Origin of the sequence: Sandarakinorhabdus sp., assembly GCF_032115815.1 — a bacterium.
Lineage (GTDB): Bacteria > Pseudomonadota > Alphaproteobacteria > Sphingomonadales > Sphingomonadaceae > Sandarakinorhabdus.
In genome coordinates, this window is sequence record NZ_JAUMBI010000151.1 from 1 (window position 1) to 21,447 (window position 21,447).

Here is a 21,447-nt window from a genome sequence, read left to right on the forward strand (position 1 = left end):
ATGTTCGGTGAGTTGTGCCAGCGCCCGGGTCGAGAGCGGCGAGGGGATGAGCGGTACCACGATGAGATCAGCGGCGCGGAACAGCTGATCGGCCAGCTCGGTGAGGCCGGGCGGGCAATCGAGGATGATGCGGTCATAGCGATCTTCTAGTGATTTCAAGGCTTTTTTTAGCCGTTTTTCACCTTCGGAGGCAAGATCGGCCTCAAGCCGGCGCAGCGAGCGGTCGGCCGCCAGCACATCCAGATTGGGGAAGGCGGTGGGCTGCACCAGGTCCGCCAGATCGGCGTCGGTGAGCCCTTTTCGCGCCTTGGCACCGGCGCGTGGCTCCACTTTCAGCAGCCAGCTGGCGGCGCCCTGGGCGTCCAGATCCCACAACAGGGTGCGTCGGCCCGACAAAGTGGCGGCGGCATGGGCAAGGTTAACGGCCAGCGCGGTTTTGCCCACCCCGCCCTTCACACTGAAAAGGGCGATGCAGCGCATGTGCGGATCAGGTCGCCAGCGCGGCGGCGAGGCGATTGCGGATGGCGATCAGGGCCTGGCGATCCGGTCCGGGCCTGGTGGCCATGGCTGCGGGCAGGGGCGCTGGTGCAGGTGGCGCCGGCTCTTTCGCGGCGACGCCCTTTCCGGTCAGGGCCAGCTGCGCGCCGCGGATGGTCATGCCATCATCGTGCAGCAACGCCTTGATCTGGCGCAGCAAACTCATGTCCACCGGGCGGTAGTAGCGGCGCCCGCCGGCGCGCTTCAGCGGCTGCAACATGGAAAAGCGGGTTTCCCAGAAGCGCAACACATGCGCCGGCACACCGATTTCCTCGGCGGCTTCGGAAATGGTGCGGAACGCCGTATCGGATTTGTCGGTCACGTTCCGCCGGTTCCCTTACTTGTTGATCGCTTCGCGCAGCAGCTGGCTGGGCCGGAAGGTCAACACGGTGCGCGGCTCGATCGGCACTTCCACGCCGGTCTTGGGATTGCGGCCAACGCGCAAGCCCTTGCTGCGCAAGACGAAACTGCCAAAGCTGGAAATCTTGACGTTGCCACCGGCCACCAGCGCCTCGCCGATGCGATCCAGCACCTGTTCAACCAGTTGCGCCGATTCGGTGCGCGACAGGCCGATTTCACGATGAACCGCGTCCGCCAGATCGGCGCGTGTCACGCTTCCTGCTGCTGCTGCTGTGGTGGCCATGACTTCCCCCCAATTATGCTGCCTGCCCAGCAGCGATTGACCCGAGTGGTGAGGCAAAACGGCAAGCGTACCCTGTTATTGCGTGATTTTACGCGATTTTTCGTGATTCGCTACACCTATTGTCGCACCCCCTGATTCGGGTGCAATCCGGCTACCAGCGAACGGCCGCCGCGCCCCAGGTAAAGCCGCCGCCCATGGCTTCCAGCAGCAGCAGATCGCCGGGCTGGATGCGGCCATCGCGCACCGCCGTGTCCAGCGCCAGCGGCACCGAAGCGGCCGACGTGTTGGCGTGCCTGTCCACCGTCACCACCACCTGGGCGGGCGAGATGTTCAGTTTCTTCGCGGTGGCTTCCAGGATGCGCAGATTGGCCTGGTGCGGCACCACCCACGCCACATCGCTGGGCTGCAGAGATGCCGCCTCAAGAACTTCGCCCATCACACTGGAAAGATTGGTAACGGCATGGCGGAATACTTCCTTGCCCTTCATCCGCAGCTTGCCGGTGGTGCCAGTCGATCCTGGTCCGCCATCCACATAGAGCAGATCGTTGTAGCGCCCGTCGCTGTGCAGGCGGCAGGCGATGACGCCGCGATCACTGCTGTTGTCGCCGGGCTGCGCCTGCGCTTCCAGCACGATGGCACCGGCGCCATCGCCGAACAGCACGGCGGTGGTGCGATCGTCCCAATCCAGGATATGGCTGAAGGTTTCGGCGCCGATCACCAGCGCGCGGTTGTGGGCACCGGTGGCCAGCAGCGAATCCGCGACGGTGAGGGCATAGAGAAAGCCCGAACACACCGCGGCCACATCGAAGGCGACGCCGTGGGCCATGCCCAATTTGTGCTGCACCACGGTGGCGACGGCCGGAAAGGTCTGATCCGGCGTGGCGGTGGCGACAATGATCAAATCAATATCGTCCGGGGTCTTGCCGGCGGCGTCCAGCGCGCGCTGTGCAGCCGCGACAGCGAGATCAGAGGTGAATTCGCCTTCGGCCGCGATATGGCGGCGGCGGATACCGGTACGTTCGATAATCCAGTCATCCGACGTATCGAGCCGAGCGGCCAGATCTTCGTTGCTCAGCACGGTTTGCGGCAGATAGCTGCCGGTACCGGTGATAACGGAACGGCGCTTGCTCATGCCGCGTCGGGCTCCAGCGTGGTAGCCAGCGCCATGTTCACGCCAGCCAGATCGTCGCGAATGCGACGGCTGACATCGTCGGTGATAAGATCATGGGCGACGCCGATGGCATTGGCGAGGCCGCGCGCATTGGCGCTGCCATGGCTTTTGACCACGATGCCGTTGAGGCCCAGGAACACCGCGCCATTATGGGCGTTCGGATCAAGATGGGCGCGCAGCGATTCGAGCGCGCCGCGGGCGATGAAATAGCCCAGTTTGCCCCAGATCGACGAGCGGAAGGCATTGCCGAGCAGGCCGGTGACCAGCCGGCTGGTGCCTTCGGCTGTTTTCAACGCGATGTTGCCGGAAAAGCCATCGGTTACGACGACATCGACATCGCCGGAACCGATCTTATCGCCTTCAACAAAGCCAAGGAACTGCATCGGCAGGCGCGCACCCTTCAGCACGGTGGCGGCGGCGCGGATCTCGCCCGTGCCCTTCAATTCTTCTTCACCGATGTTGAGCAGGGCGACCTTGGGCCGTTCCAGCCCCAGCACGGTGCGCGCAAAGGCCGCGCCCATTACGGCGAACTGCACCAGGTTGGTGGCATCGCACTCAGTGTTCGCACCCAGATCGAGCATAACCGATTCGGATTTCAGCGTGGGCAGCACCGCCGCCAGCGCCGGGCGATCGATGCCCGGCATGGTGCGCAGCGAAAACAGCGACATCGCCATCAGTGCGCCGGTGTTGCCGGCCGAAACGGCGGCATTGGCCTTGCCCTGCTTCACGGCATCAATGGCCATGCCCATCGATGTGGTGCGGGCGCGACGCAACGCCTGGCTGGGCTTGTCACCCATGGCGACCACATCATCGCTGTGGATCACTTCGGCGCGCGCGGAAAGGCGCGGCCAGCGCTCCAGTTCGGCAGCGATCACCGGTTGGTGGCCGAACAGCAGGAATGAGAGGCGCGGATAGCGTTCGGCGGCGATATCCGCCGCAGCAACAGCTTCGGCGGCGCCGGCCTCGCCGCTCATCACATCAAGCGCAATGACCGGATCCCGGTTTGGCGTGCCTGTCATATGAACTGGGCCAGCCTGCCGGGCACCAGGATCAGGCTTCGACGGCGACGACTTCGCGGCCGTTGTAGAAACCGCAGGCCCCGCACAGGTTGTGCGGCAGCTTCAGCTCACCGCAGTTCGGGCATTCCTGGAACTGGGTCGCAGTCAGCGCATGGTGGCTGCGACGCATGTTGCGGCGTGAAGGCGAGGTCTTGCGCTTGGGAACGGCCATGAGGCACCTGTATCCATCAATCTGAAAGCGGTCGTTTGTGCCCCAACCCGGTGCGTCTTGAATGCCAGCGGCCACAACAAATGGCCGGGCCAGTTGCCCCGGAGTAACGGCGAAGGAGGCGGCTATATTCGATTCTGCCCGAAGTGCAAGCAGGAATGGCGGAGGCTGGCTGTGTGGGCATGCGAAAATGCCTCTCGCACACGCGTGGGGCGATGGGCTAACACAGCGGCGTGTTGACCGCGCTTGCCATTCATAATGTCGTGCTGATCGAGGCGCTGGCCATCGAGTTCGCGCCTGGGCTTGTCGTCCTGACCGGCGAGACCGGGGCGGGCAAATCGATCCTGCTCGATGCGCTGGGCTTGGTACTGGGCAGCCGGGCCGATGTGGGGCTGGTGCGGGCCGGCAGCGATACGGCGCGGGTGGTGGCGGAATTTGATGTTGGCCCGGATCACCCGGTCCGCGCCTTGCTGGCCGAAAACGAGCTGGAGGCCGATGGCGCCATCATCCTGCGCCGCCAGTTGAAGGCCGATGGCGGCAGCCGGGCTTTCGTGAACGATCAGCCGGTTTCGGCGACGCTGCTGCGCGAATTGGGCGCCGCGCTGGTTGAAATTCATGGCCAGCATGATGAACGCGGGCTGCTCAGCCCCAAGGGGCATCGGGCGCTGCTGGATCAATTTGCGGGCCTTGGTGACCATCTGCTGGCGGCCCGTGACAGTTGGGAGGCGGCACGGGCGGCGCGGGCGGCGGCGGCGGACGCACGCGCGAAACTCGCGGCCGACCAGCGCGATCGCGAGTGGCTGGATCATGCCGTGGCTGAACTGAATGCTCTGGATGCGCAGGTCGGCGAGGAGGAAGAGCTCGCCCTTGCTCGTGCCGCCATGCAGAAGGGCGCGCGGCTCACCGACGATCTGGCGACCATTTCGGAATTGTTCGGGCAGGGCAGCACGGCGCTGGCGCAAGGCGCCCGCCGGCTCGACCGGATCGCTGGCGAGCATCCGCTGCTCACCGCCGCGCTTGAGGCGCTGGACCGGGCGCTGGTGGAGGCTGGCGAGGCGGAGACGAAGCTGGCCGAAGCCGTGCAGGCGCTGGACGCCGATCCGGCGCGGCTGGAGCAGGTGGAAAGCCGGCTGTTCGAACTGCGCGGGCTGGCCCGCAAGCACAAGGTTGCCGCCGAGGCGCTGCCGGCGCTGGCGGCGGAGCTGAAGGCGCGCGCGGCCGCGCTGGTGGCTGGCGAGGAAGGGTTGGTGGCTCTTGATGCCGCGGTGGAGACGGCCGAGGCGGACTATGCAAGCGCGGCGGCGGCGTTGAGCAAGGCCAGGGTTGCTGCCGCTGCCCGGCTTGACGCGGCGGTTGCGGCCGAACTCACGCCGTTGAAGCTGGATGCCGCCCGGTTTCTCACCCGCATTACCCCGCTGCCGCAAGGCGAATGGGGCCCAGAGGGGCAGGAGCGTGTGGAATATGAGATCGCCACCAACCCCGGCGCCGATTTCGCCCCGCTGATCAAGATTGCCTCTGGCGGGGAACTCTCACGTTTCATCCTGGCGCTGAAGGTGGCGCTGGCCAGCACGGGCAGCGCCGGCACCATGATCTTTGACGAGATTGATCGCGGCGTTGGCGGTGCGGTGGCGTCGGCCATTGGTGACCGGCTGGCGCGGCTGGCGGGCGAGGCGCAGGTGCTGGTGGTCACCCACAGCCCGCAGGTCGCGGCGCGCGGGCACAGCCAGTGGCGCATCGAAAAATCGGTAGAGGCCGGCAGCACCCGCACCCGCCTGGCGCTGCTGGACGGCGATTCCCGCCAGGAAGAAATTGCCCGCATGTTGTCGGGCGCCGATGTTACGCCCGAAGCCCGCGCGCAGGCAGCCCGGCTGTTGGAAGGAGTTTGAGTCATGCATGGTTTTGATCGCCGCCAGTTGCTTTCGGCCATTGCGCTGGCGGCGGCTGGGCCAGCGGCAGCGCAGTTCCCGATGCGCCGGCTGGCGCCGCTGCGTCATGATGCGGTACAGTCGCTGATCGATGCCTATGTAGCCAAAGGCGCAGTGCCCGGTGCGGTGGTGGCGCTGGTGGAGCCGGGCCGGCACAAGCCGGTGTTCCTTTCGGCCGGGGTGACGGCGTTTGGCGGCAACGAGAAGGCCACGCCCGATACGCTGTGGCGAATCTATTCGATGTCAAAGCCGATCACGGCGATGGCCATCATGCAGCGCGTGGCCACCGGCGAATTGCAGCTGGATCAACCGATTGCCGATATCATGCCGGAATATCGCGACATGAAGGTGCTGGTTGATCCCGACAAAGGCCTCGATTCGCGCCCGGCGGCCCGCCAGATCACCATCCGACACCTGCTCACCCACACGGCGGGCTTTTCCTATTCGATCAACGGCAACGGCCCGCTGGAGAAGGAATACAAGCGGCTGGGCATCCAGCCCGGCAGCGTACCGGCGTTCCTGCAGCCCGGCGACGGCGCGCTGCCCGATCTGCAGGTGATGGCACAATCGCTGGCCGGCCTGCCGCTGGCGCTCGATCCCGGCACGGCGTGGAAATATTCGATCAGCCTGGATGTCGCTGGCGCGCTGCTGGAACGGCTGACCGGCATGAGTTTCGACAAGGTGCTCGAGCAGCAGATCCTGGGGCCATTGGGCATGAAGGACACCGGCTTCTGGGCGAAGGACAAGGCCAATCTTGCTGCAAATTATCTGTGGACCGCGCCCGGTACCACCAAGGTGCTCGAAAAACCGATTCCGATCTCGGTGCTGGAAAAGGATGGCTTCACCACGCGGCCGCGCCTGTTGTCAGGCGGCGGCGGCCTTGTTGGTTCGGCGCGCGATTATGCCCGCTTTGCCCAGATGGTGCTGAACGAAGGCGAATTCGAAGGCCGCACCATCCTGCCGCGCGGCACCGCCCGGTTGGCGGCCAGCAATCTGATGCCGGCGGGCGTGTTCTTCGATAGTCAGCATGGCTTTGGCGCCGGCGGCCGCGTCACCCTGTTCGATACCCGCAATGGCGCTGGCCTGAGCCGTGCCGGTTGGGCCGGCAGCACTGCCGATGCTTATGGCTGGGGCGGTGCCGCCGGCACTTTGTTCATGGCCGATCGTGTGCGCCAGTTCGGCATCGTGCTGATGCTGCAGACGATGGGCGACAGCCGGTTGCAGCGTGATGCCGATCTGGCGTCAGCGCTGGCCCGGGATGCGGCCGGTCGGTGAACGAGCGCCAGAGGATATCCGGTGCCACTGAAAGCCTGGTTCGTCGGCTGGCGCGGTTGGTGCTGGCGCTGGCCTATGGCTTTGTGGGCTATGTCCATCTGAAAAGCCCGGAAGGCTTTCTGCCGATCATGCCCGAATTCGTGCCGTTTCCGCGCGAAGTGGTGCTGGCCACCGGTGTGGCGGAAATTGCCGGCGCCATCGGGCTGATGATCCCGCGCGTGCGCGTGGCGGCTGCCTGGGGCCTTGCGGCCTATGCGGTGTGTGTGTTCCCGGCCAATATCAAGCACGCCGTTGAAGGCATTGCCTTGGGCGGACAAGTGGCGGGCATGGGCTATCATGTGCCCCGCTTGCTGGCGCAGCCGGTGATCGTTTGGTGGGCTTTGTGGGCCGGCGGCGTCACGGATTGGCCGTTCCGCAAGCGGGGAGGGTAACACTAATGTTCGTGGGCCATTTCGCGGCGTCGGTGGCGGCCAAGGCGGCGCAGCCCAGGCTGCCGTTCTGGGCCTGCGTTGGTGCGGCGCAACTGCTCGATATTGGCTGGGGCAGCCTGGTCATCGCCGGGGTGGAGAAACTCCGCCTTGATCCCACGCTTCCCGGCTCACCGCTCGATCTCTATTTCATGCCGTACACGCACAGTCTGCCGGCGGCGCTGCTCTGGTCACTGGTGGCCGGCTGGCTGGCAGCGCGAAAATGGGGCAAATCGGGCTGGTGGATCGGTGCCGTGGTGTTCTCGCACTGGTTGACCGATCTGCTGGTGCATCGGCCTGATCTGCCGCTCGGCCTGTTCGGTCCCAAGATTGGACTTGGCCTGTGGAACCTGCCGGTGCTGGAAATGATCGTCGAACTGGGCCTGCTCGGCCTCGCCATGTGCATCTGGATTGCAGCCCGCAAGCAGGCGCGGCTGGCCGTGCGGCCGGCGATTGGCTGGTTTGTTGCCATGCTCGTGTTGGCCAGCATCAATGCCCTGCCGGGTGAGCCGCTATCGCCGGCCGGCATGGGCGCACTGGCGCTGTTTGGCTTTGCCGTGGCCATCGCCGTGGCGCTGCTGGTGGACCGCGCCGATCACCGCCGCCTGAGGTGAAACCCCGGCAGGCAGAGGGGGGCGCCTGCCGGGGCTTCAGCCCGTCAGCGGCTGGCCAGCATCGGGTGGGGCGGCACACCGGTTGCTGTTGGGCAACCGCCATATCCGAGGCACCGATGAGGCTGGCCAGCGCCTGGGCAAGGAAACGCATGATCAACGCCGCATTCGTGCCGGCTGTCGCGGGCGCCCAAGGTGGGGAGACACTCGCGACCCGGCGGCGAGCAGGTCCTGGGGGGATTAAGCGCGCAACCGGTGCCGGCTGGACTTGAAGATAATTACATCTGTGTAATGTTCAAGAGCCGGCAGCGAAAAAAAGTCCCGTTTTCAGGCGCGCGGCGCCAGCCCGTTCGTGATCAGGGCGTGGGCGGCCGCCGCGATCTCGTCGAGCGGGCGGGAATCGTCCCACACGCCGAACTTCAGGCCCAAGAACACGTTCATGCCCATGATTGCCCAGGCCCGCACCTGCCAATCGCCATCGGAAACCTCACCGCGCCCGAAGGCCTGTTCAAGGCTGCGGGCATAGCCTTCAGCCACCTCGACATAGTGGCGGCGATAGGCGTCTTCGGCCACGAACGCGCTTTCATCGATGATGCGATACAGCGATTTGTGGTTGCGTACGAAATCCAGAAAGGCGGCCAGGCCAACCCGCTCTGCCGCCAGTCGATCCGGCGCGGCCAGCATGACCGGCACGACATGATCCTGGACTTGCCGGCTCATGTCGGCGACCAGCGCGCGGAACACGGCCTCCTTGGAATCGAAATAGGTGTAGAAACTGCCGATGGCGACACCAGCGCGCTGGGCGATGCGGGCGATGCTGCCTTCGTGATAGCCGCGCTGGCCGAATTCCTCGGCGGCGGCATCGAGGATCAGGCGCAGCGTCTTGCGGCCCCGTTCGGTGCGCGGCGTCTTGGCCGTTACCAGCGCTTCTGTTGGTTGTTGCGTTGCGGTCACAGGTCTGCCCAATCCTGTCTTCATCGCCGGGTCAAGCCGGCATTTGTGCGATCCAGAGTTGAATCCTGGTTCAGGTTTCAGTATTGCATCGCCAACAGTCACGCAAGACCGGCGCCAACCAGACGCCCGCTGTGGGGAGAATGCACATGATCGATACACGTTTCCGCCTCGCGTTGTTTGCCAGCGCCAGCCTGATCGCCGGCTTGCCTGCCGCCGCGCAAACCGCCGCCGCCGATGCTGCAGTGACGAATGATGCCGAAATCATCGTTTCCGCCCGCCGCCGCGATGAACGGCTGATCGATGTGCCGGTGGCGGTCACGGCCTTCAACCAGGCCGATCTGCAGAAATATCAGGCGGTTGATCTTTCCGGCCTGCAGGCGGCCGCGCCCAACCTCAATCTGGTGCAGGGCCGCGGTTCGGCGGCCAGCGCCAATATCTTCATCCGCGGCATCGGCCAGCCCGATGCGTTGCAGACCTTCGATCCGGCGGTGGGCGTTTATGTTGATGGCGTTTATCTCTCCCGCATCCAGGGCGCGCTGCTCAACCTGTTCGACGTGGAACGCATCGAGGTGCTGCGCGGCCCGCAAGGCACGCTTTATGGCAAGAATACCACCGGTGGCGCGCTTTCCATCGTTTCCCGCAAGCCCGATCTGGAGGTTGTGAAGGCTGCCGGTTCGGCGCTGTATGGCAGCTACAATCAGATCGTGCTCAACGGTTATGTCTCGGCCCCGCTCGTGGGCGACAAGCTGGCACTCAGCCTGGCGGGCCAGTGGGACAAGCGTGACGGCCTCGTCACCGATCCGCGCACCGGCCGCGAGTATAATGACCGCGACAGCCTGACGGTGCGCGGCATCCTGCGCGCCAAGCCGACCGAGGCACTCGAAATTCTCGTTTCCGGCGATTACAACCGCCAGCGCAACGCGCTTACACTCGGCTATGCCACCGCACCGCTGACCCAGACCGATTTCGCCACTGGCGCGCGTGTGCTGGTGCCGGCGGCGCCTTATGGCGCCTATGATTTCAAGGCGTCCACCAGCTTCCGCGGCAATGAAGGCCAGCGGCTGGATCACTATGGCCTGGGCCTCACCGCCAACTGGTCGCTCAGCGACACGGTCACGCTCAGCAGCATCACCAGCTGGCGCAAGCTTGATCCCGACCTGTTCATCGACATCGATGCCACCCAGGTTGAGCTGGGCGATGTGTTCGTGGGCATCGACCAGCGCCAGTTCAGCCAGGAACTGCAGCTGAAATGGTCTGGCGATCGCTTCTCCGGCGTGGTTGGCCTGTTCTATTTGAACGAGAATATCCGTTCGCATCAGGAAGCCTATGCCGATGATCTGTTTGCCTTCTTCGGCGGGCCGCTGACCTTCACGCGGTTCATCGACGATGAGCAGAACACCAAGAGCTATGCCGCTTTCGGCCAGGCCAGCTACAAGTTCACCGACGCGCTCAGCCTGACGGCGGGCCTGCGCTACACCCATGAAGAGCGGCGCTATGATCGCGTCACCACTACGTCGTCGACGCTGGGTGCGCTCAACAATCTCACCTTCCGTTTCCCCGGCAGCCTGCCGGTGGCCAACCAGGGAGACAATGTTGCCGAGTTTGACGCGTGGACGCCGAGTGTCACCTTGGCGTGGAAGCCGGACAGCAACAGCCAGCTTTACGTGTCGGCGTCGCGCGGCTTCAAATCGGGGGGCTTCAATGGCCGCGCCAATGGCGTTGCAGACCTGACCCAGACGGTGAACGGCGTGCCCACCATCGTCACCACCTTCCGCCCCGAAACCGTGTGGACCTATGAAGGCGGCGCCAAGGGCAGCTTCCTTGATGGCCGCGTCTATCTGTCGGGCACCGTGTTCTATAGCGATTTCCGCGATTTCCAGGCGCGCGTGGGTGGCGGCTCGGTGGCGGCCTTCCCGGTGCTCAACGCCGGCCGGCTGTCGATCTGGGGCGTGGAACTGGAAGCGGCACTGCGGCCGACGAAATACTGGAACCTGCGGATGAACGCCGGTTACCTCAACGCGCGCTATGCCGAGTTCAACGATGGCCGCCGTGCGCCGACCTTCTCGTGCAACCCGACGGGTGCCGAAGTGACGTGCCGCCCGGCCTTCGCCCCGCCGCTGACCCTGACGCTGGGCACGGATTATCGTATCCCGGTGGGCGACGCTGGCAGCATCACGCTGGGTGGCGATGCGCGGTTCGTGGACAAGCATTTCCTGAGCATCGACAATCGCCCGGGGCTGGTGGAGCCAGGTTATTGGCTGGCCAACGCCTATGTGCGCTTCGATGCCCAGGGTGGTCGCTGGTATGTGCAGGGCGGCGTGAAGAACCTGGGTGACGAGCGCTATCGCACCGACGGGCAGGAGTTCAGCTCGGTGGGCAATATCCAGACGGTGTATTTCGGCGATCCGCGCACATGGAACGTGATGGTGGGCTTCAAGTTCTAAGCGCGACCGGCGTTTGCGTTGCGAAAGGGCGGGGGGCTTCTCCCGCCCTTTTTGCGTGATATGGCAGCAGCCATGATCGACGCGCTGCCCGTTACCGAGTCCGATGCTGCCGCCGAACTGGCGCGGCTGGCCGAAGCCATCGCCCACCACAGCGAGGCCTATTACCAGAAGGACGCGCCCAAGATTTCGGACGCGGATTACGATGCGCTGGTGCAGCGTAATGCCGCCATCGAAGCGGCGTTTCCGCACCTGGTGCGCAGCGACAGCCCAAGTTTCCGGGTGGGATCGAAGCCGGCAGCGGGCTTTGCCAAGATCACCCATTCAAAGCCAATGTTGAGCCTGGACAATGTGTTCAGCGACGCGGAGGCGCGTGAGTTTGTGGCGCGGGTGAAGCGTTTCCTGAACCTGCCCGACGATGCCGATGTGCGCCTGCGCGCTGAAGCCAAGATCGACGGGCTGAGCTGCGCCATGCGGTTTGAAAATGGCCGGCTGGTGCACGGCGCGACGCGCGGTGACGGTGCGGTGGGAGAAGAGGTGACGGCCAATCTCGCCCATGTCTCCGGGCTGGCACACACGCTGCCGGGGAACGCACCACAGGTGGCCGAAGTGCGCGGCGAAATCTACATGTCCAAGGCCGGTTTTGCGGCACTGAACGCGCGGCAGGCGGAGGCTGGCGCCAAGATCTTCGCCAATCCGCGCAACGCCGCCGCCGGCTCGCTGCGCCAGCTAGATCCGGCGATCAGCGCCAGCCGGCCGCTGGCCTTCATCGTCCATGGGTGGGGCGAGATGGGCGCCATGCCCGGTTCCACCCAGAGCGAAGTGACCGCTGCCATTGCCGGCTGGGGCTTCGACACGGGTAGCCTGGCCGTGGGCGATGCCACGATGGACCAATGCCTCGCCTTCACCGCCGATCTGGAACGCCGGCGGGCTGATCTGCCGTTCGATATCGACGGCGTTGTCTACAAGGTGGAGCGGCTGGACTGGCAGGAGCGGCTGGGCCAGGTGGCGCGCTCGCCGCGTTGGGCCGTGGCGCACAAATTCCCGGCGGAAAAGGCCGAAACCTTTCTGGAGGCGATCGACATCCAGGTTGGCCGCACAGGTGCGCTCACGCCCGTGGCGCGGCTGGCGCCGGTGACGGTGGGGGGCGTCGTGGTCACCAACGCCACGCTGCACAATGAGGACGAGATTGCCCGGCTGGATGTGCGGGTGGGCGACCGGGTGCAGGTGCAACGCGCCGGTGATGTGATCCCACAAGTGTTGGGTGTGGTGCCTTCAGACGCACTGCGCGGTCCCGCGTTCGTCTTCCCCGATCATTGCCCAGCCTGCGGTTCGACCGCCGTGCGCGAGGAGGATGGCGCGGTGAAGCGCTGCACGGGCGGCCTGACCTGCCCGGCGCAGCGGCACGAGCGGCTGCGCCATTTCGTGTCGCGTAATGCCTTCGATATCGAAGGGCTGGGCACGGAGCGGCTGGAGCTGTTTGCCGCCGAAGGGCTGATCACCGGGCCGGATTCGCTGTTTCGCCTGCACGAGCGCCGTGATGCACTGCTGGCGCTGCCGGGCTTCAAGGAGAAGAGTGTCGACAAATTGCTCGCCGCGATCGACGAGCGGCGCAATGTGAGCCTTGATCGCTTCCTGTTCGGCCTGGGCATCCGTCATGTGGGCGAAACGACGGCCCGCGATCTGGCGCGGGTGTTCCGTTCGGCGCCGGCGGTGCAGGATGCGGCCACGGCCGAGGACGCGGTGAACCGGCTGACGGCGGTGAGCGGTATCGGCAAGGTGGTCGCAGAAGCCCTGATCGATTTCTTCGCCGAACCGCACAATCGCGACACGCTGGCCGCCCTGCTGGCTGAAGTGTCGCCGCAGCCGCTGCCGGAGGTGAAACAGACCGGGCTTTCCGGCAAGACCATCGTGTTCACCGGCGCGCTGGAGAAGTGCACCCGTGAAGAAGCCGAGGCCCAGGCCGAGCTACTCGGCGCCAAGACGTCAGGCAGCGTCTCTGCCAAGACCAGCCTTCTGGTCGCCGGGCCGGGGGCGGGATCGAAGCTGACCAAGGCGCAAGCCCTTGGTCTCCAAGTGGTTGATGAGGATGGCTGGCTGGCGCTGGTGGCGCAGGCGCAAACTGAGTCCTGATTGGATGTAATCCATGCGTTCAGTGCATGGCTGATGCCTGATCTGCTGCACTGCACAAAAACGTGTGACAGTCTTATTACAGCTCTTGTCAGCCGGGAATTGGCCCGGCTCATCAACAGGAGCGTACCAATGAAAGTCATCTCGACTGAATTTGAACCGCAGGTGCGCGCTGTTCCGGTTGCCGAAGTTCTGGCCCCGGTCCGCCCCCTGCCGATCCGCAAGCGTCGCATCATGCTGACGCCAGCTGCGGTCGAAGCCCGTCTGTTCCACGCGCTCTAAGGCGCGTTGAACAGGCGCAAGCCGTTAGGCTTGCATCTCTTTTTTCGTCAGCACCAGGCAGGGCCATTCCGCCCTGCGGTCCATCGGCCACGCCGGCACCAACCCGTGCCGGCGATAGGCGTTGGCGACGGCGCGTTGCTGGTGGTGGAGAAGCCCCGCCATCACCAGCACACCGCCGGGCGCGATCACGCGCGCCATATCCCGCGCCAGCGCGATCAACGGCGGCGCCAGGATGTTGGCCAGCACCAGATCATAGGGCGCGCGATTGCGCAGCGCCGGGGCGGCAAGCCCAGGGCAAACCGCCAGAGCCATGCGCCCTGCACATGCACCTGCGACAAAATGGTTCAGCGCCAGATTTTCCGCCGCCACGTCGATGGCGATTGGATCGATATCGCTGCCAATGGCCCGCGCGCTGCGATTGGCCTGCAGGGCCGCCATAGCCAGCACACCGGTGCCGGTGCCGATATCGGCGATGTTCTGGAAATCACGGATTTTTTTAAGGCGCGCAATCGCCGCCATGCAGCCGTGTGTGGTGGCATGTTGGCCGGTGCCGAAGGCGAGGCCGGCTTCGATGCGGAAGGCCCAATCGCCGATCCGCACCGCATCGGCGTGATCGGCGGTGTGGATGATGAAGCGCCCGGCCCGCACCGGGACCAGGTCGCGTTGCGACATGGTCGTCCAGTCGGCTTCGGGCAGGTCTTCCAGAACCGGGTTGGCGGCAGACGGGAATAGGCCGATGATCAGATCGACCGTCGCGGTATCCGGTTCATCAGCGAAATAGGCGGTCAACACCCAATCATCGGGTTTGGACGGGTCGGGCTCCTCGACATTGAGCGTTGGCGGTTCGTCCATCAACTCGAACAGGTCGGGCAGGGACTCGGCTTCGGCGCGGTTCACCGCGAAACGCAGCGCCCAGCTCATGCGGGCCGCACCGCGCCGTCGGCAAATATGTGGCTGCAATTCAGGGCCTTGGCCTCTGCACCCACTTCCAGCGCCGCCACCGTGATCCAACCCTGCTGGCGCAGCTCAGCCCCGATATCGGCCGATGTGCCCACCGGCAGCAACACGCGGGTGCGGGCTTCCTGGCCCAGACCAAGATCAACCAGCCCATCGACATACAGCGAGAAGCCGATCGCAGCTTCCTGCCGGCCATCGCCATGCGCGACCGTGTAGGCGCCGCCGCGGCCGACTTCAGCCATCAGGCCGGCGCCGAACAGCGAGAAGCCCAGCCAAGTCTGATATTCAAAGCCGTGGCGTTCGGTGGGATCGAGCGTGACGGAGACGCCGTTCAGGCCACCAGCCAGCGCGGCAATCGCATCCAGTCGGGCCAGTACGGGATCGGGCAGATCAAGCTGTTTCAGCGCCGCCAGTGCGCTGTTCACCGGGCCGGCGGCAGCGATCAGCGGCACATATTGATCGGCACCGGCGGCGCGCAGGGCACCGACATCCTTGCCGTCCAGCCAGGCCTGCACGTCGCTGAGCGACGCATTGCCCAGCGACCAGCCGGCAGCAGCGAGATCGGCAACCAGCGTTGGCATGGTGAGATCGACCGAAAGCCCGGTGAGGCCCGTGGCGGTGAGCGCTTCCACGGCGACGGCCAGCACCTCGGCGGCGGCGGCCGGGCTGTCGCTGCCGATCAGTTCAGCGCCAGCCTGGGTGCGCTCGCGTTCGGGCGAAAGCTGATCACCGCGCACGCGCGCCACCTGCCCGGCATACATCAGCCGCAGCGGGCGCGCCTGCCCGGCAAGGCGGGTGACGGCGATGCGGCCAACCTGGCCGGTGATGTCGGAACGCAGCGCCAGCGTCATCTGGCTGACCGGATCGGTGAAACGCAGGCGTTCGCGGCTGCTGCCACTGGCCAGGCTGGCTTCATATTCGATCAGCGGCGGCGCCACCCGTTCATAGCCATGCGCGGCGCACACATCGGTGAGTGTGCGCACCAGGCTGGCAAGGGCTTGCGCCTGCGGCGGCAGCCGATCGCGCAACCCTTCGGGGAGGAGGCCGAAACTTGTCATGGGGAGGCGGTTAGCGGCAAGCGGGGAGGGCAGCAAGCGCTTCCTCCCCGCCAGCCATCACACGAACCGCAGCGCGCTGGCCACCTTCACGCCGGGCAGGGCGCGGATGGTGGTGAGCAGTGCGTTGGGGATGGCGGTGTCGACGCTCAAGAGCAACACGGCCTCATCACCGGCATCGCGGCGGCCGAGGTGGAAGGTGCCGATGTTCACATCCGAACCGCCCAGCGCCGAACCCAGTCGGCCGATGAAGCCCGGCTTGTCCTCGTTGACGATGTACAGCATGTCGCCGGCCAGATCGGCTTCGACAGTAATGCCGAATATCTCGGTCAGGCGCGGCTTGCTGTTGCCGAATAGGGTGCCCGCCACGGTGCGCGGACCGCTGGCGGTCATCACCGTCACGCGCAGCAGCGTGTGATAATCGGTTTCGCGGTCGTGGCGCACTTCGGCGATCTCGATCTCGCGTTCGCGCGCCAGATAGGGCGCATTCACCATGTTGACCGTGTCTGAGTGCGTGCGCATCAGGCCGGCCAGCACGGCCGCGGTGATCGGCTTCAGGTTCAGCTGGGCGGCCGCGCCTTCCACTTCAACGCGCACCGACTTGATGCCTTCATTGTCGAGTTGGCCCACCAGGCTGCCGAGCCGTTCGGCCAGCGCCATGTAGGGCTTCAGGCGCGGAGCCTCTTCGGCCGAGAGCGACGGCATGTTGAGCGCGTTGGTGACGCCGCCAGTGAGCAGGAAATCGCTGAGCTGTTCCGCCACCTGGATGGCGACATTCACCTGGGCTTCGTCCGTCGATGCACCCAGGTGCGGGGTGGAGACGAAGTTGGGCGTGCCGAACAGCGGCGAGGCCTTGGCCGGCTCTTCCAGGAACACATCAAGCGCGGCGCCGGCGATGTGGCCGCTGTCGAGCAGCTCCTTGAGGGCCACTTCGTCGATCAGGCCGCCGCGGGCGCAATTGACGATGCGGATGCCCGGCTTGCACTTCAGCAGATTTTCGCGGCTGAGGATGTTGCGGGTGCTGTCGGTGAGCGGCGTGTGCAGGCTGATGAAATCGGCGCCGGCCAGCAGTTCATCCAGCGTCACCTTGGTCACGCCCATATGCTCGGCGCGTTCCGGGGTGAGGAATGGATCGAAGGCAATCACCTTCATCTTCAGGCCGAGCGCGCGATCGGCGACGATGCTGCCGATGTTGCCGGCGCCAATGAGGCCCAGCGTTTTCGCCGTCACTTCGACGCCCATGAAGCGATTCTTCTCCCACTTGCCGGCCTGGGTGGAGGCGTCGGCTTCGGGCAGTTGGCGGGCCAGCGCAAACATGAGCGCGATGGCGTGTTCGGCGGTGGTGATGCTGTTGCCGAACGGCGTGTTCATCACGACGACGCCGAGCGCGGAAGCGGCCGGGATATCGACATTGTCCACCCCGATGCCGGCGCGGCCCACCACCTTCAGATTGGTGGCGGCGGCGAGCACCTCCTTGGTGACCTTGGTGGAGGAACGGATGGCGAGGCCATCATAATTGCCGATGATCTTGATCAGCTCGTCCTTTGACAGGCCGGTGATTTCGTCCACTTCGATGCCGCGGGCACGGAAGATCTCGGCAGCCTTGGGGGACATTTGATCGGAAATGAGGACTTTGGGCATGGGTGTTGCTCCGGGAATGTGAGTCCGGCGTCGGGGCCGGGAAGAGGGCGGAAGGGACGGCAGCCGCTCAGGCCGCCGTCACCTCGGCATGGGCCCAGTCGAGCCAGTGGGTGAGCGCGGTCACGTCGGCGGTGTCGACAGTGGCGCCGCACCAGATGCGAAGGCCGGCCGGGGCGTCGCGATAGGCGCCGATGTCATAGGCAGCCTTCTCCTTTTCGAGGAGCGACACGATCGCCTTCACCTGCTCTTCGGCGAGGCCGGGGAGGACAAGGCAGACTGACGTGTTCGACCGCGAGGCGGCATCCTTGGCCAGATGTTCGACCCACGGGCGGGATTGCACCCAGGCATCCAGCGCTGCGGCGTTGGCGTTGGCGCGGGCCTTCAGGGCGTCGAGGCCACCCAGCCCATCGGCCCATTCCAGCGCGTCGATATAATCTTCGACGGCCAGCATGGAGGGCGTGTTGATCGTTTCGCCGACGAAGATGCCTTCGGTCAGCTTGCCCTTGGAGACGAGGCGGAAGATCTTGGGCAGCGGCCAGGCCGGGGTGTAGCTCTCGAGGCGCTCAACGGCGCGCGGGCCGAGGATGAGCATGCCGTGGCCGCCTTCGCCGCCCAGCACCTTCTGCCACGAGTAAGTGAGCACATCGACCTTGTCCCAATCGACATCCTGCGCGAACACGGCGGAGGTGGCATCAGCGAAGGTCAGGCCCTCGCGGTCTGCCGGCACCCAATCATAATTGGGGACGCGCACGCCGGACGTGGTGCCGTTGGCGGTGAACAGCACGTCGGTGCTGAAATCGACAGCGGCCAGGTCGGGCAGTTCGCCGTAGGGCGCGGTGATGATGGTGGGGTTGAGCTTGAGCTGCTTGGCAGCATCGGTCACCCAGCCTTCGCCGAAGCTTTCCCAAGCGATGGCCGTAACCGGACGGGCGCCCAGCATCGTCCACATCGCCAGTTCATAGGCGCCGGTGTCGCTGGCCGGCACGATGCCGATGCGGTGCGTGTCGGGGATGCCGAGCAGCTTGCGGGTCAGATCGATGGCGTGCTTGAGGCGCGCCTTGCCAAGCTTTGACCGATGCGAGCGGCCGAGCGAGTCAATCGCAAGATTATGGGGGCTCCATCCCGGGCGCTTGGCGCAGGGACCGGACGAAAAGTGCGGGCGCGCCGGAAGCGCGGTCGGTTTGGCAGTCATGTTCTCTCCTCACAGAGAGCGCGCGCCGCGTTGGGACGGCGTGGCCCGCCGCCGGGGATAGGGATTTGGCCGGCGCGGTCAAGCGGTTTCGGATTTACCGTGGATGCGCGGGCCCCGCCCTAGTTCACCGACTCGACGATGGCGCGACCCAGCGGCACGAATTGGCGGTTGCGTTCGGCCAGTTCCGATTTGGCCGCGAACAGATAGGCGGCGACCCAGATCGGCTTGCGCCCCGGCGGGGTGATCACCGAAACGATGTTGCGCGCCCGCCAACTGCCGGCGCCAGTCTTGTTGGCTTCCTGCCAGCCTGGCGGCAGCGCTGCGCGGATCATCGCGTCGGCGGTCTTGCTGGCCTGCATCCAGCCGAACAGCGTGTTGCGCGCGGCGGGTGAGAGGATGCGGCCTTCCACCAGCGCGCGTGACGTGGCCAGCATGGCGGCCGGCGTGCTGGTGTCGCGCGGATCGCCGGGGGTTTCGTTGTTCATCTCCGGCTCGTTGCGGTCAAGCCTGGTGATCTGATCGCCGATGGACCGCAGCCAGGCCGTGAGCGCCGCCGGGCCGCCGACTTGGGCCAGGCCGATATTGGCAGCGGGATTGTCGGACAGGACGGCCATGGCTTCGGCCAGTTCCAGCAAGGATGCGCTGCCGCCGATGCGTTTTTCGGTGAAGGGGGCGTTGAACAGCATGTCGGCTTTGGTCACCGACAAGCGGTCGCTCATTGCCCATTGGCCCTTGTCGGCACCGGCCAGCAACCGGGCGGCGAGCAGCAGCTTGAAGGTAGAGCACAGCGGGAAGCGATCATTGGCGCGGTGGCCGAAGCGTTCGCCGGTGTGCGTGTCGAGCAGCGCGATGCCGATGGGGCCGCCGGCGCTGCGCTCGATCAACGGGATGGCGCGGCGCAGGGCGGTGAAGCGGTCCGGGCCGGCCGCGGTGAGCAATGGCAATCCGACGATGAGGGTGCGGCGGTCGATCATGCATGCTCCTTCGCCTTGGCCTGGAGTTGACGTCGCATCAGCGATGAAGTCTCGTCAATCCAACCAAGCAAAGGAATCTGGGGATGATTGATTGGAGCGGTCAACAGGTGTTGATCACTGGAGCAGCCAGCGGAATTGGCCGGGCGCTGGCGGTGCAATTGGGCCAGCGCGGCGCCCATGTGACGGCGGCCGATATCAATGGCGATGGCGTCGCTGAAACCGCGGCGCTGTGCGGCGGTGAGGCACTGGTGCTGGATCTCGCCGATGGTGCGGCGGGTCCGGCGGCGGTGGCGCAGCTCGTGGCTCGGCATGGCCGGCTGGATGCGGTGTTTGCCAATGCCGGCATCGGTTATCGGCGGCGGCTGTTGAAGGCCGATCTGGATGATGCCGGCCTGGCGCGGCTGTGGGAAATCAACATGCTGGGGCCAACGCGGCTGGCGCAGGCCTTGTGCCAGGCCGCCGAAGCCGGCGGCTGGCGCGCGCGGATCGTGATCACCGGATCGGAAAACAGCCTGTCGCTGCCGCCATCGGTGCAGAACAACGGCATCGGCCTGTATGCGGCGTCGAAACACGGCGTGCTGATCCTGGCCGAATGGCTGGCCACCGAAAGCCGCAACGCCGGCAAGCCGCTGGATGTGCACGTGCTGCTGCCCGGCGGGGTTTACACGGGGATGACAGCGCCGGGGCTGGGTGATGATCCGGCACGCTGGCCGGCCGATATGGGGATCATCATGCCGGAACGCGCCGCCGAATTGTGCCTGAAGGGGCTCGATCTCGGCCTGTTTCACATCCCCACCCACGCCCATCTGCAAAGCGATATGGCGTGGCGGTACAAAAGCGTGGCCAACGCCAGCACTGCCTTGGGCCTCAACCAAGAGGCGTGACAAGCCGGGCCGGCTGCCTTATGGCGCTCGGCCGTTTTGTGATGAGAAAAGAAGATGATGAACCCTCAGGTTCCCCCCAGTATGCCAGAGCGCATTTTCCCGACCGCGCAAGAAGATGCGAAGCTGGGCAACACGCCCACCGCCGTGCCGCAGACGGAGCACCCCGCCTATCGGCTGGCCTTCCAGGACAATGATTTCCTGCTGCGTGAGGATCTGCGCCCGGTACGGTTTCAACTGGAACTGATGAAGCCCGAAGTGCTGCTGGCTGAAGCCGATATCCACAGCACGTTCGTGTTCTATGGTTCGGCGCGCATCCCGTCACCGGAAGAAGCCCCAGCGCTGATCGCCGCCGCCACCACGCCGGAACGCAAGGCCGTCGCGGCGCGCCTCGCTCGCAACGCCCATTATTACGACGTGGCGCGCGAACTGGCGGTGAAAGTCTCCACCTTCTGCAAGGAAGGGGAGCGCTGCTTCACCGTCTGTTCGGGCGGCGGGCCATCGATCATGGAAGCTGCCAACCGCGGCGCCTGGGAAAGCGGCGCGCCGTCATTGGGCATGAACATCGTGCTGCCGCATGAACAAGTGCCCAACCCCTATGTGACGCCGGGCCTGTCGTTCCAGTTCCACTATTTCGCGCTCAGGAAGATGCACTTCCTGATGCGTGCCAAGGCGGTGGCGGTGTTCCCCGGCGGCTTCGGCACCTTCGATGAATTTTTCGAACTGCTCACCCTGGTGCAGACCGGCAAGGTCGCGCCGCTGCCGATCCTGCTTTATGGCCGCGACTTCTGGAATCGCGTGGTGAACTTCGAAGCGCTGGCCGAAGAAGGCGTGATCGCGCCCGATGATCTGAAACTGTTCCACTTCGTTGAAACAGCCGAAGAAGGCTGGGCCATCGTGCAGGCGCATTACGGACTGTAACGAGCGGGGAGGGCGCCTCGCCCGCCCGTGCCCTTGCCCGTCACGCCGGCTTGCGATTGACCACGTCCCCGCGCGTCGGCGCTTCCACGTACATGCGGTCGGGCCCGCTCGCCTGACTCTCCGCCTTCAGTGTTTCCATGTCGATGACATGACGAAAACGCAC

21 protein-coding genes are annotated in these 21,447 nt (G+C 65.4%); 9 read left to right on the forward strand and 12 right to left on the reverse strand.

The genetic code is table 11. The features are described 5' to 3' along the window. The 6 genes from RT662_RS08870 to rpmF all read right to left on the reverse strand — a co-directional run. On the reverse strand, positions 1-480 hold a 480-nt coding region (locus RT662_RS08870; protein ID WP_313670348.1), incomplete at its 3' end, for an AAA family ATPase. 7 nt (positions 481-487) lie between these two features. Continuing rightward, positions 488-859 carry a MerR family transcriptional regulator gene (locus RT662_RS08875; RefSeq protein ID WP_313670349.1) on the reverse strand — a complete coding sequence of 124 codons (372 nt, stop codon included), beginning with the start codon at positions 857-859 and terminating at the stop codon, positions 488-490. Between the two features lie 15 nt (positions 860-874). Next, entirely contained in the window at positions 875-1,180 is a 306-nt protein-coding gene (locus RT662_RS08880; RefSeq protein WP_313670350.1) for an integration host factor subunit alpha, read from the reverse strand. 151 nt (positions 1,181-1,331) lie between these two features. After that, the gene (locus RT662_RS08885) at positions 1,332-2,312 is read right to left on the reverse strand and encodes a beta-ketoacyl-ACP synthase III (protein ID WP_313670351.1); all 981 of its coding nucleotides are present in this window, start codon (positions 2,310-2,312) and stop codon (positions 1,332-1,334) included. After that, on the reverse strand, positions 2,309-3,370 hold the full coding sequence (gene plsX / locus RT662_RS08890) for a phosphate acyltransferase PlsX (RefSeq protein WP_313670353.1): 1,062 nt from the start codon (positions 3,368-3,370) through the stop codon (positions 2,309-2,311). Before plsX ends, RT662_RS08885 begins: the two co-directional genes overlap by 4 nt. Positions 3,371-3,401: 31 nt before the next feature. After that, entirely contained in the window at positions 3,402-3,581 is a 180-nt protein-coding gene (gene rpmF / locus RT662_RS08895) for a 50S ribosomal protein L32 (RefSeq protein WP_022680619.1), read from the reverse strand. Positions 3,582-3,811: 230 nt separating this feature from the next. On the opposite strand from rpmF, the gene recN reads away from it, so the two are divergent. From recN to RT662_RS08915, 4 genes are read left to right on the forward strand one after another with little or no spacing between them, the layout of a single operon-like run. Continuing rightward, entirely contained in the window at positions 3,812-5,464 is a 1,653-nt protein-coding gene (recN, locus tag RT662_RS08900; protein ID WP_313670354.1) for a DNA repair protein RecN, read from the forward strand. A gap of 3 nt (positions 5,465-5,467) precedes the next feature. After that, a complete protein-coding gene (locus RT662_RS08905; RefSeq protein ID WP_313670355.1) occupies positions 5,468-6,778 on the forward strand; it encodes a serine hydrolase domain-containing protein in 1,311 nt (436 codons plus the stop codon). Continuing rightward, on the forward strand, positions 6,775-7,209 hold the full coding sequence (locus RT662_RS08910) for a DoxX family protein (protein WP_313670356.1): 435 nt from the start codon (positions 6,775-6,777) through the stop codon (positions 7,207-7,209). Before RT662_RS08905 ends, RT662_RS08910 begins: the two co-directional genes overlap by 4 nt. A gap of 5 nt (positions 7,210-7,214) precedes the next feature. Beyond that, positions 7,215-7,859 (forward strand): hypothetical protein, encoded by a 645-nt coding sequence (locus tag RT662_RS08915; RefSeq protein WP_313670357.1) that lies wholly within the window; start codon positions 7,215-7,217, stop codon positions 7,857-7,859. 324 nt (positions 7,860-8,183) lie between these two features. On the opposite strand, the gene RT662_RS08920 is transcribed toward RT662_RS08915, so the two are convergent. Next, the gene (locus tag RT662_RS08920; RefSeq protein ID WP_313670359.1) at positions 8,184-8,810 is read right to left on the reverse strand and encodes a helix-turn-helix domain-containing protein; all 627 of its coding nucleotides are present in this window, start codon (positions 8,808-8,810) and stop codon (positions 8,184-8,186) included. A 146-nt stretch (positions 8,811-8,956) separates the two neighbouring features. Between RT662_RS08920 and RT662_RS08925 the strand changes: the two genes are divergently transcribed. The 3 genes from RT662_RS08925 (at position 8,957) to RT662_RS08935 (ending at position 13,663) form a co-directional block, all read left to right on the forward strand. Next, positions 8,957-11,254, forward strand: a complete 2,298-nt coding sequence (locus RT662_RS08925; RefSeq protein WP_313670360.1) for a TonB-dependent receptor — start codon at positions 8,957-8,959, stop codon at positions 11,252-11,254. A gap of 72 nt (positions 11,255-11,326) precedes the next feature. Continuing rightward, positions 11,327-13,384 (forward strand): NAD-dependent DNA ligase LigA, encoded by a 2,058-nt coding sequence (ligA, locus tag RT662_RS08930; RefSeq protein WP_313670361.1) that lies wholly within the window; start codon positions 11,327-11,329, stop codon positions 13,382-13,384. Further along, complete coding sequence (locus RT662_RS08935) at positions 13,385-13,663, forward strand: hypothetical protein (RefSeq protein ID WP_313670362.1); 279 nt, start codon at positions 13,385-13,387, stop codon at positions 13,661-13,663. Positions 13,664-13,687: 24 nt separating this feature from the next. Here the strand turns inward: RT662_RS08935 and RT662_RS08940 are convergent, their stop codons facing one another. The 5 genes from RT662_RS08940 to bla form a co-directional block, all read right to left on the reverse strand. Further along, the gene (locus RT662_RS08940) at positions 13,688-14,584 is read right to left on the reverse strand and encodes a 50S ribosomal protein L11 methyltransferase (RefSeq protein ID WP_313670363.1); all 897 of its coding nucleotides are present in this window, start codon (positions 14,582-14,584) and stop codon (positions 13,688-13,690) included. Beyond that, on the reverse strand, positions 14,581-15,678 hold the full coding sequence (locus tag RT662_RS08945; protein ID WP_313670365.1) for an ATP phosphoribosyltransferase regulatory subunit: 1,098 nt from the start codon (positions 15,676-15,678) through the stop codon (positions 14,581-14,583). Before RT662_RS08945 ends, RT662_RS08940 begins: the two co-directional genes overlap by 4 nt. A 57-nt stretch (positions 15,679-15,735) precedes the next feature. Beyond that, positions 15,736-17,316, reverse strand: a complete 1,581-nt coding sequence (gene serA / locus RT662_RS08950; RefSeq protein WP_313670366.1) for a phosphoglycerate dehydrogenase — start codon at positions 17,314-17,316, stop codon at positions 15,736-15,738. Positions 17,317-17,383: 67 nt separating this feature from the next. Continuing rightward, positions 17,384-18,508, reverse strand: coding sequence for a phosphoserine transaminase (locus RT662_RS08955; RefSeq protein WP_313670367.1), 1,125 nt, complete (start codon positions 18,506-18,508; stop codon positions 17,384-17,386). 119 nt (positions 18,509-18,627) lie between these two features. Then, on the reverse strand, positions 18,628-19,482 hold the full coding sequence (gene bla, locus RT662_RS08960) for a class A beta-lactamase (RefSeq protein ID WP_313670368.1): 855 nt from the start codon (positions 19,480-19,482) through the stop codon (positions 18,628-18,630). 83 nt (positions 19,483-19,565) lie between these two features. Between bla and RT662_RS08965 the strand changes: the two genes are divergently transcribed. Beyond that, positions 19,566-20,366: an SDR family oxidoreductase gene (locus RT662_RS08965; RefSeq protein ID WP_313670369.1), complete on the forward strand. Its 801-nt coding sequence runs from the start codon at positions 19,566-19,568 to the stop codon at positions 20,364-20,366. A gap of 81 nt (positions 20,367-20,447) precedes the next feature. Continuing rightward, complete coding sequence (locus RT662_RS08970; RefSeq protein ID WP_313670370.1) at positions 20,448-21,284, forward strand: TIGR00730 family Rossman fold protein; 837 nt, start codon at positions 20,448-20,450, stop codon at positions 21,282-21,284. Positions 21,285-21,447: the final 163 nt, after the last annotated feature.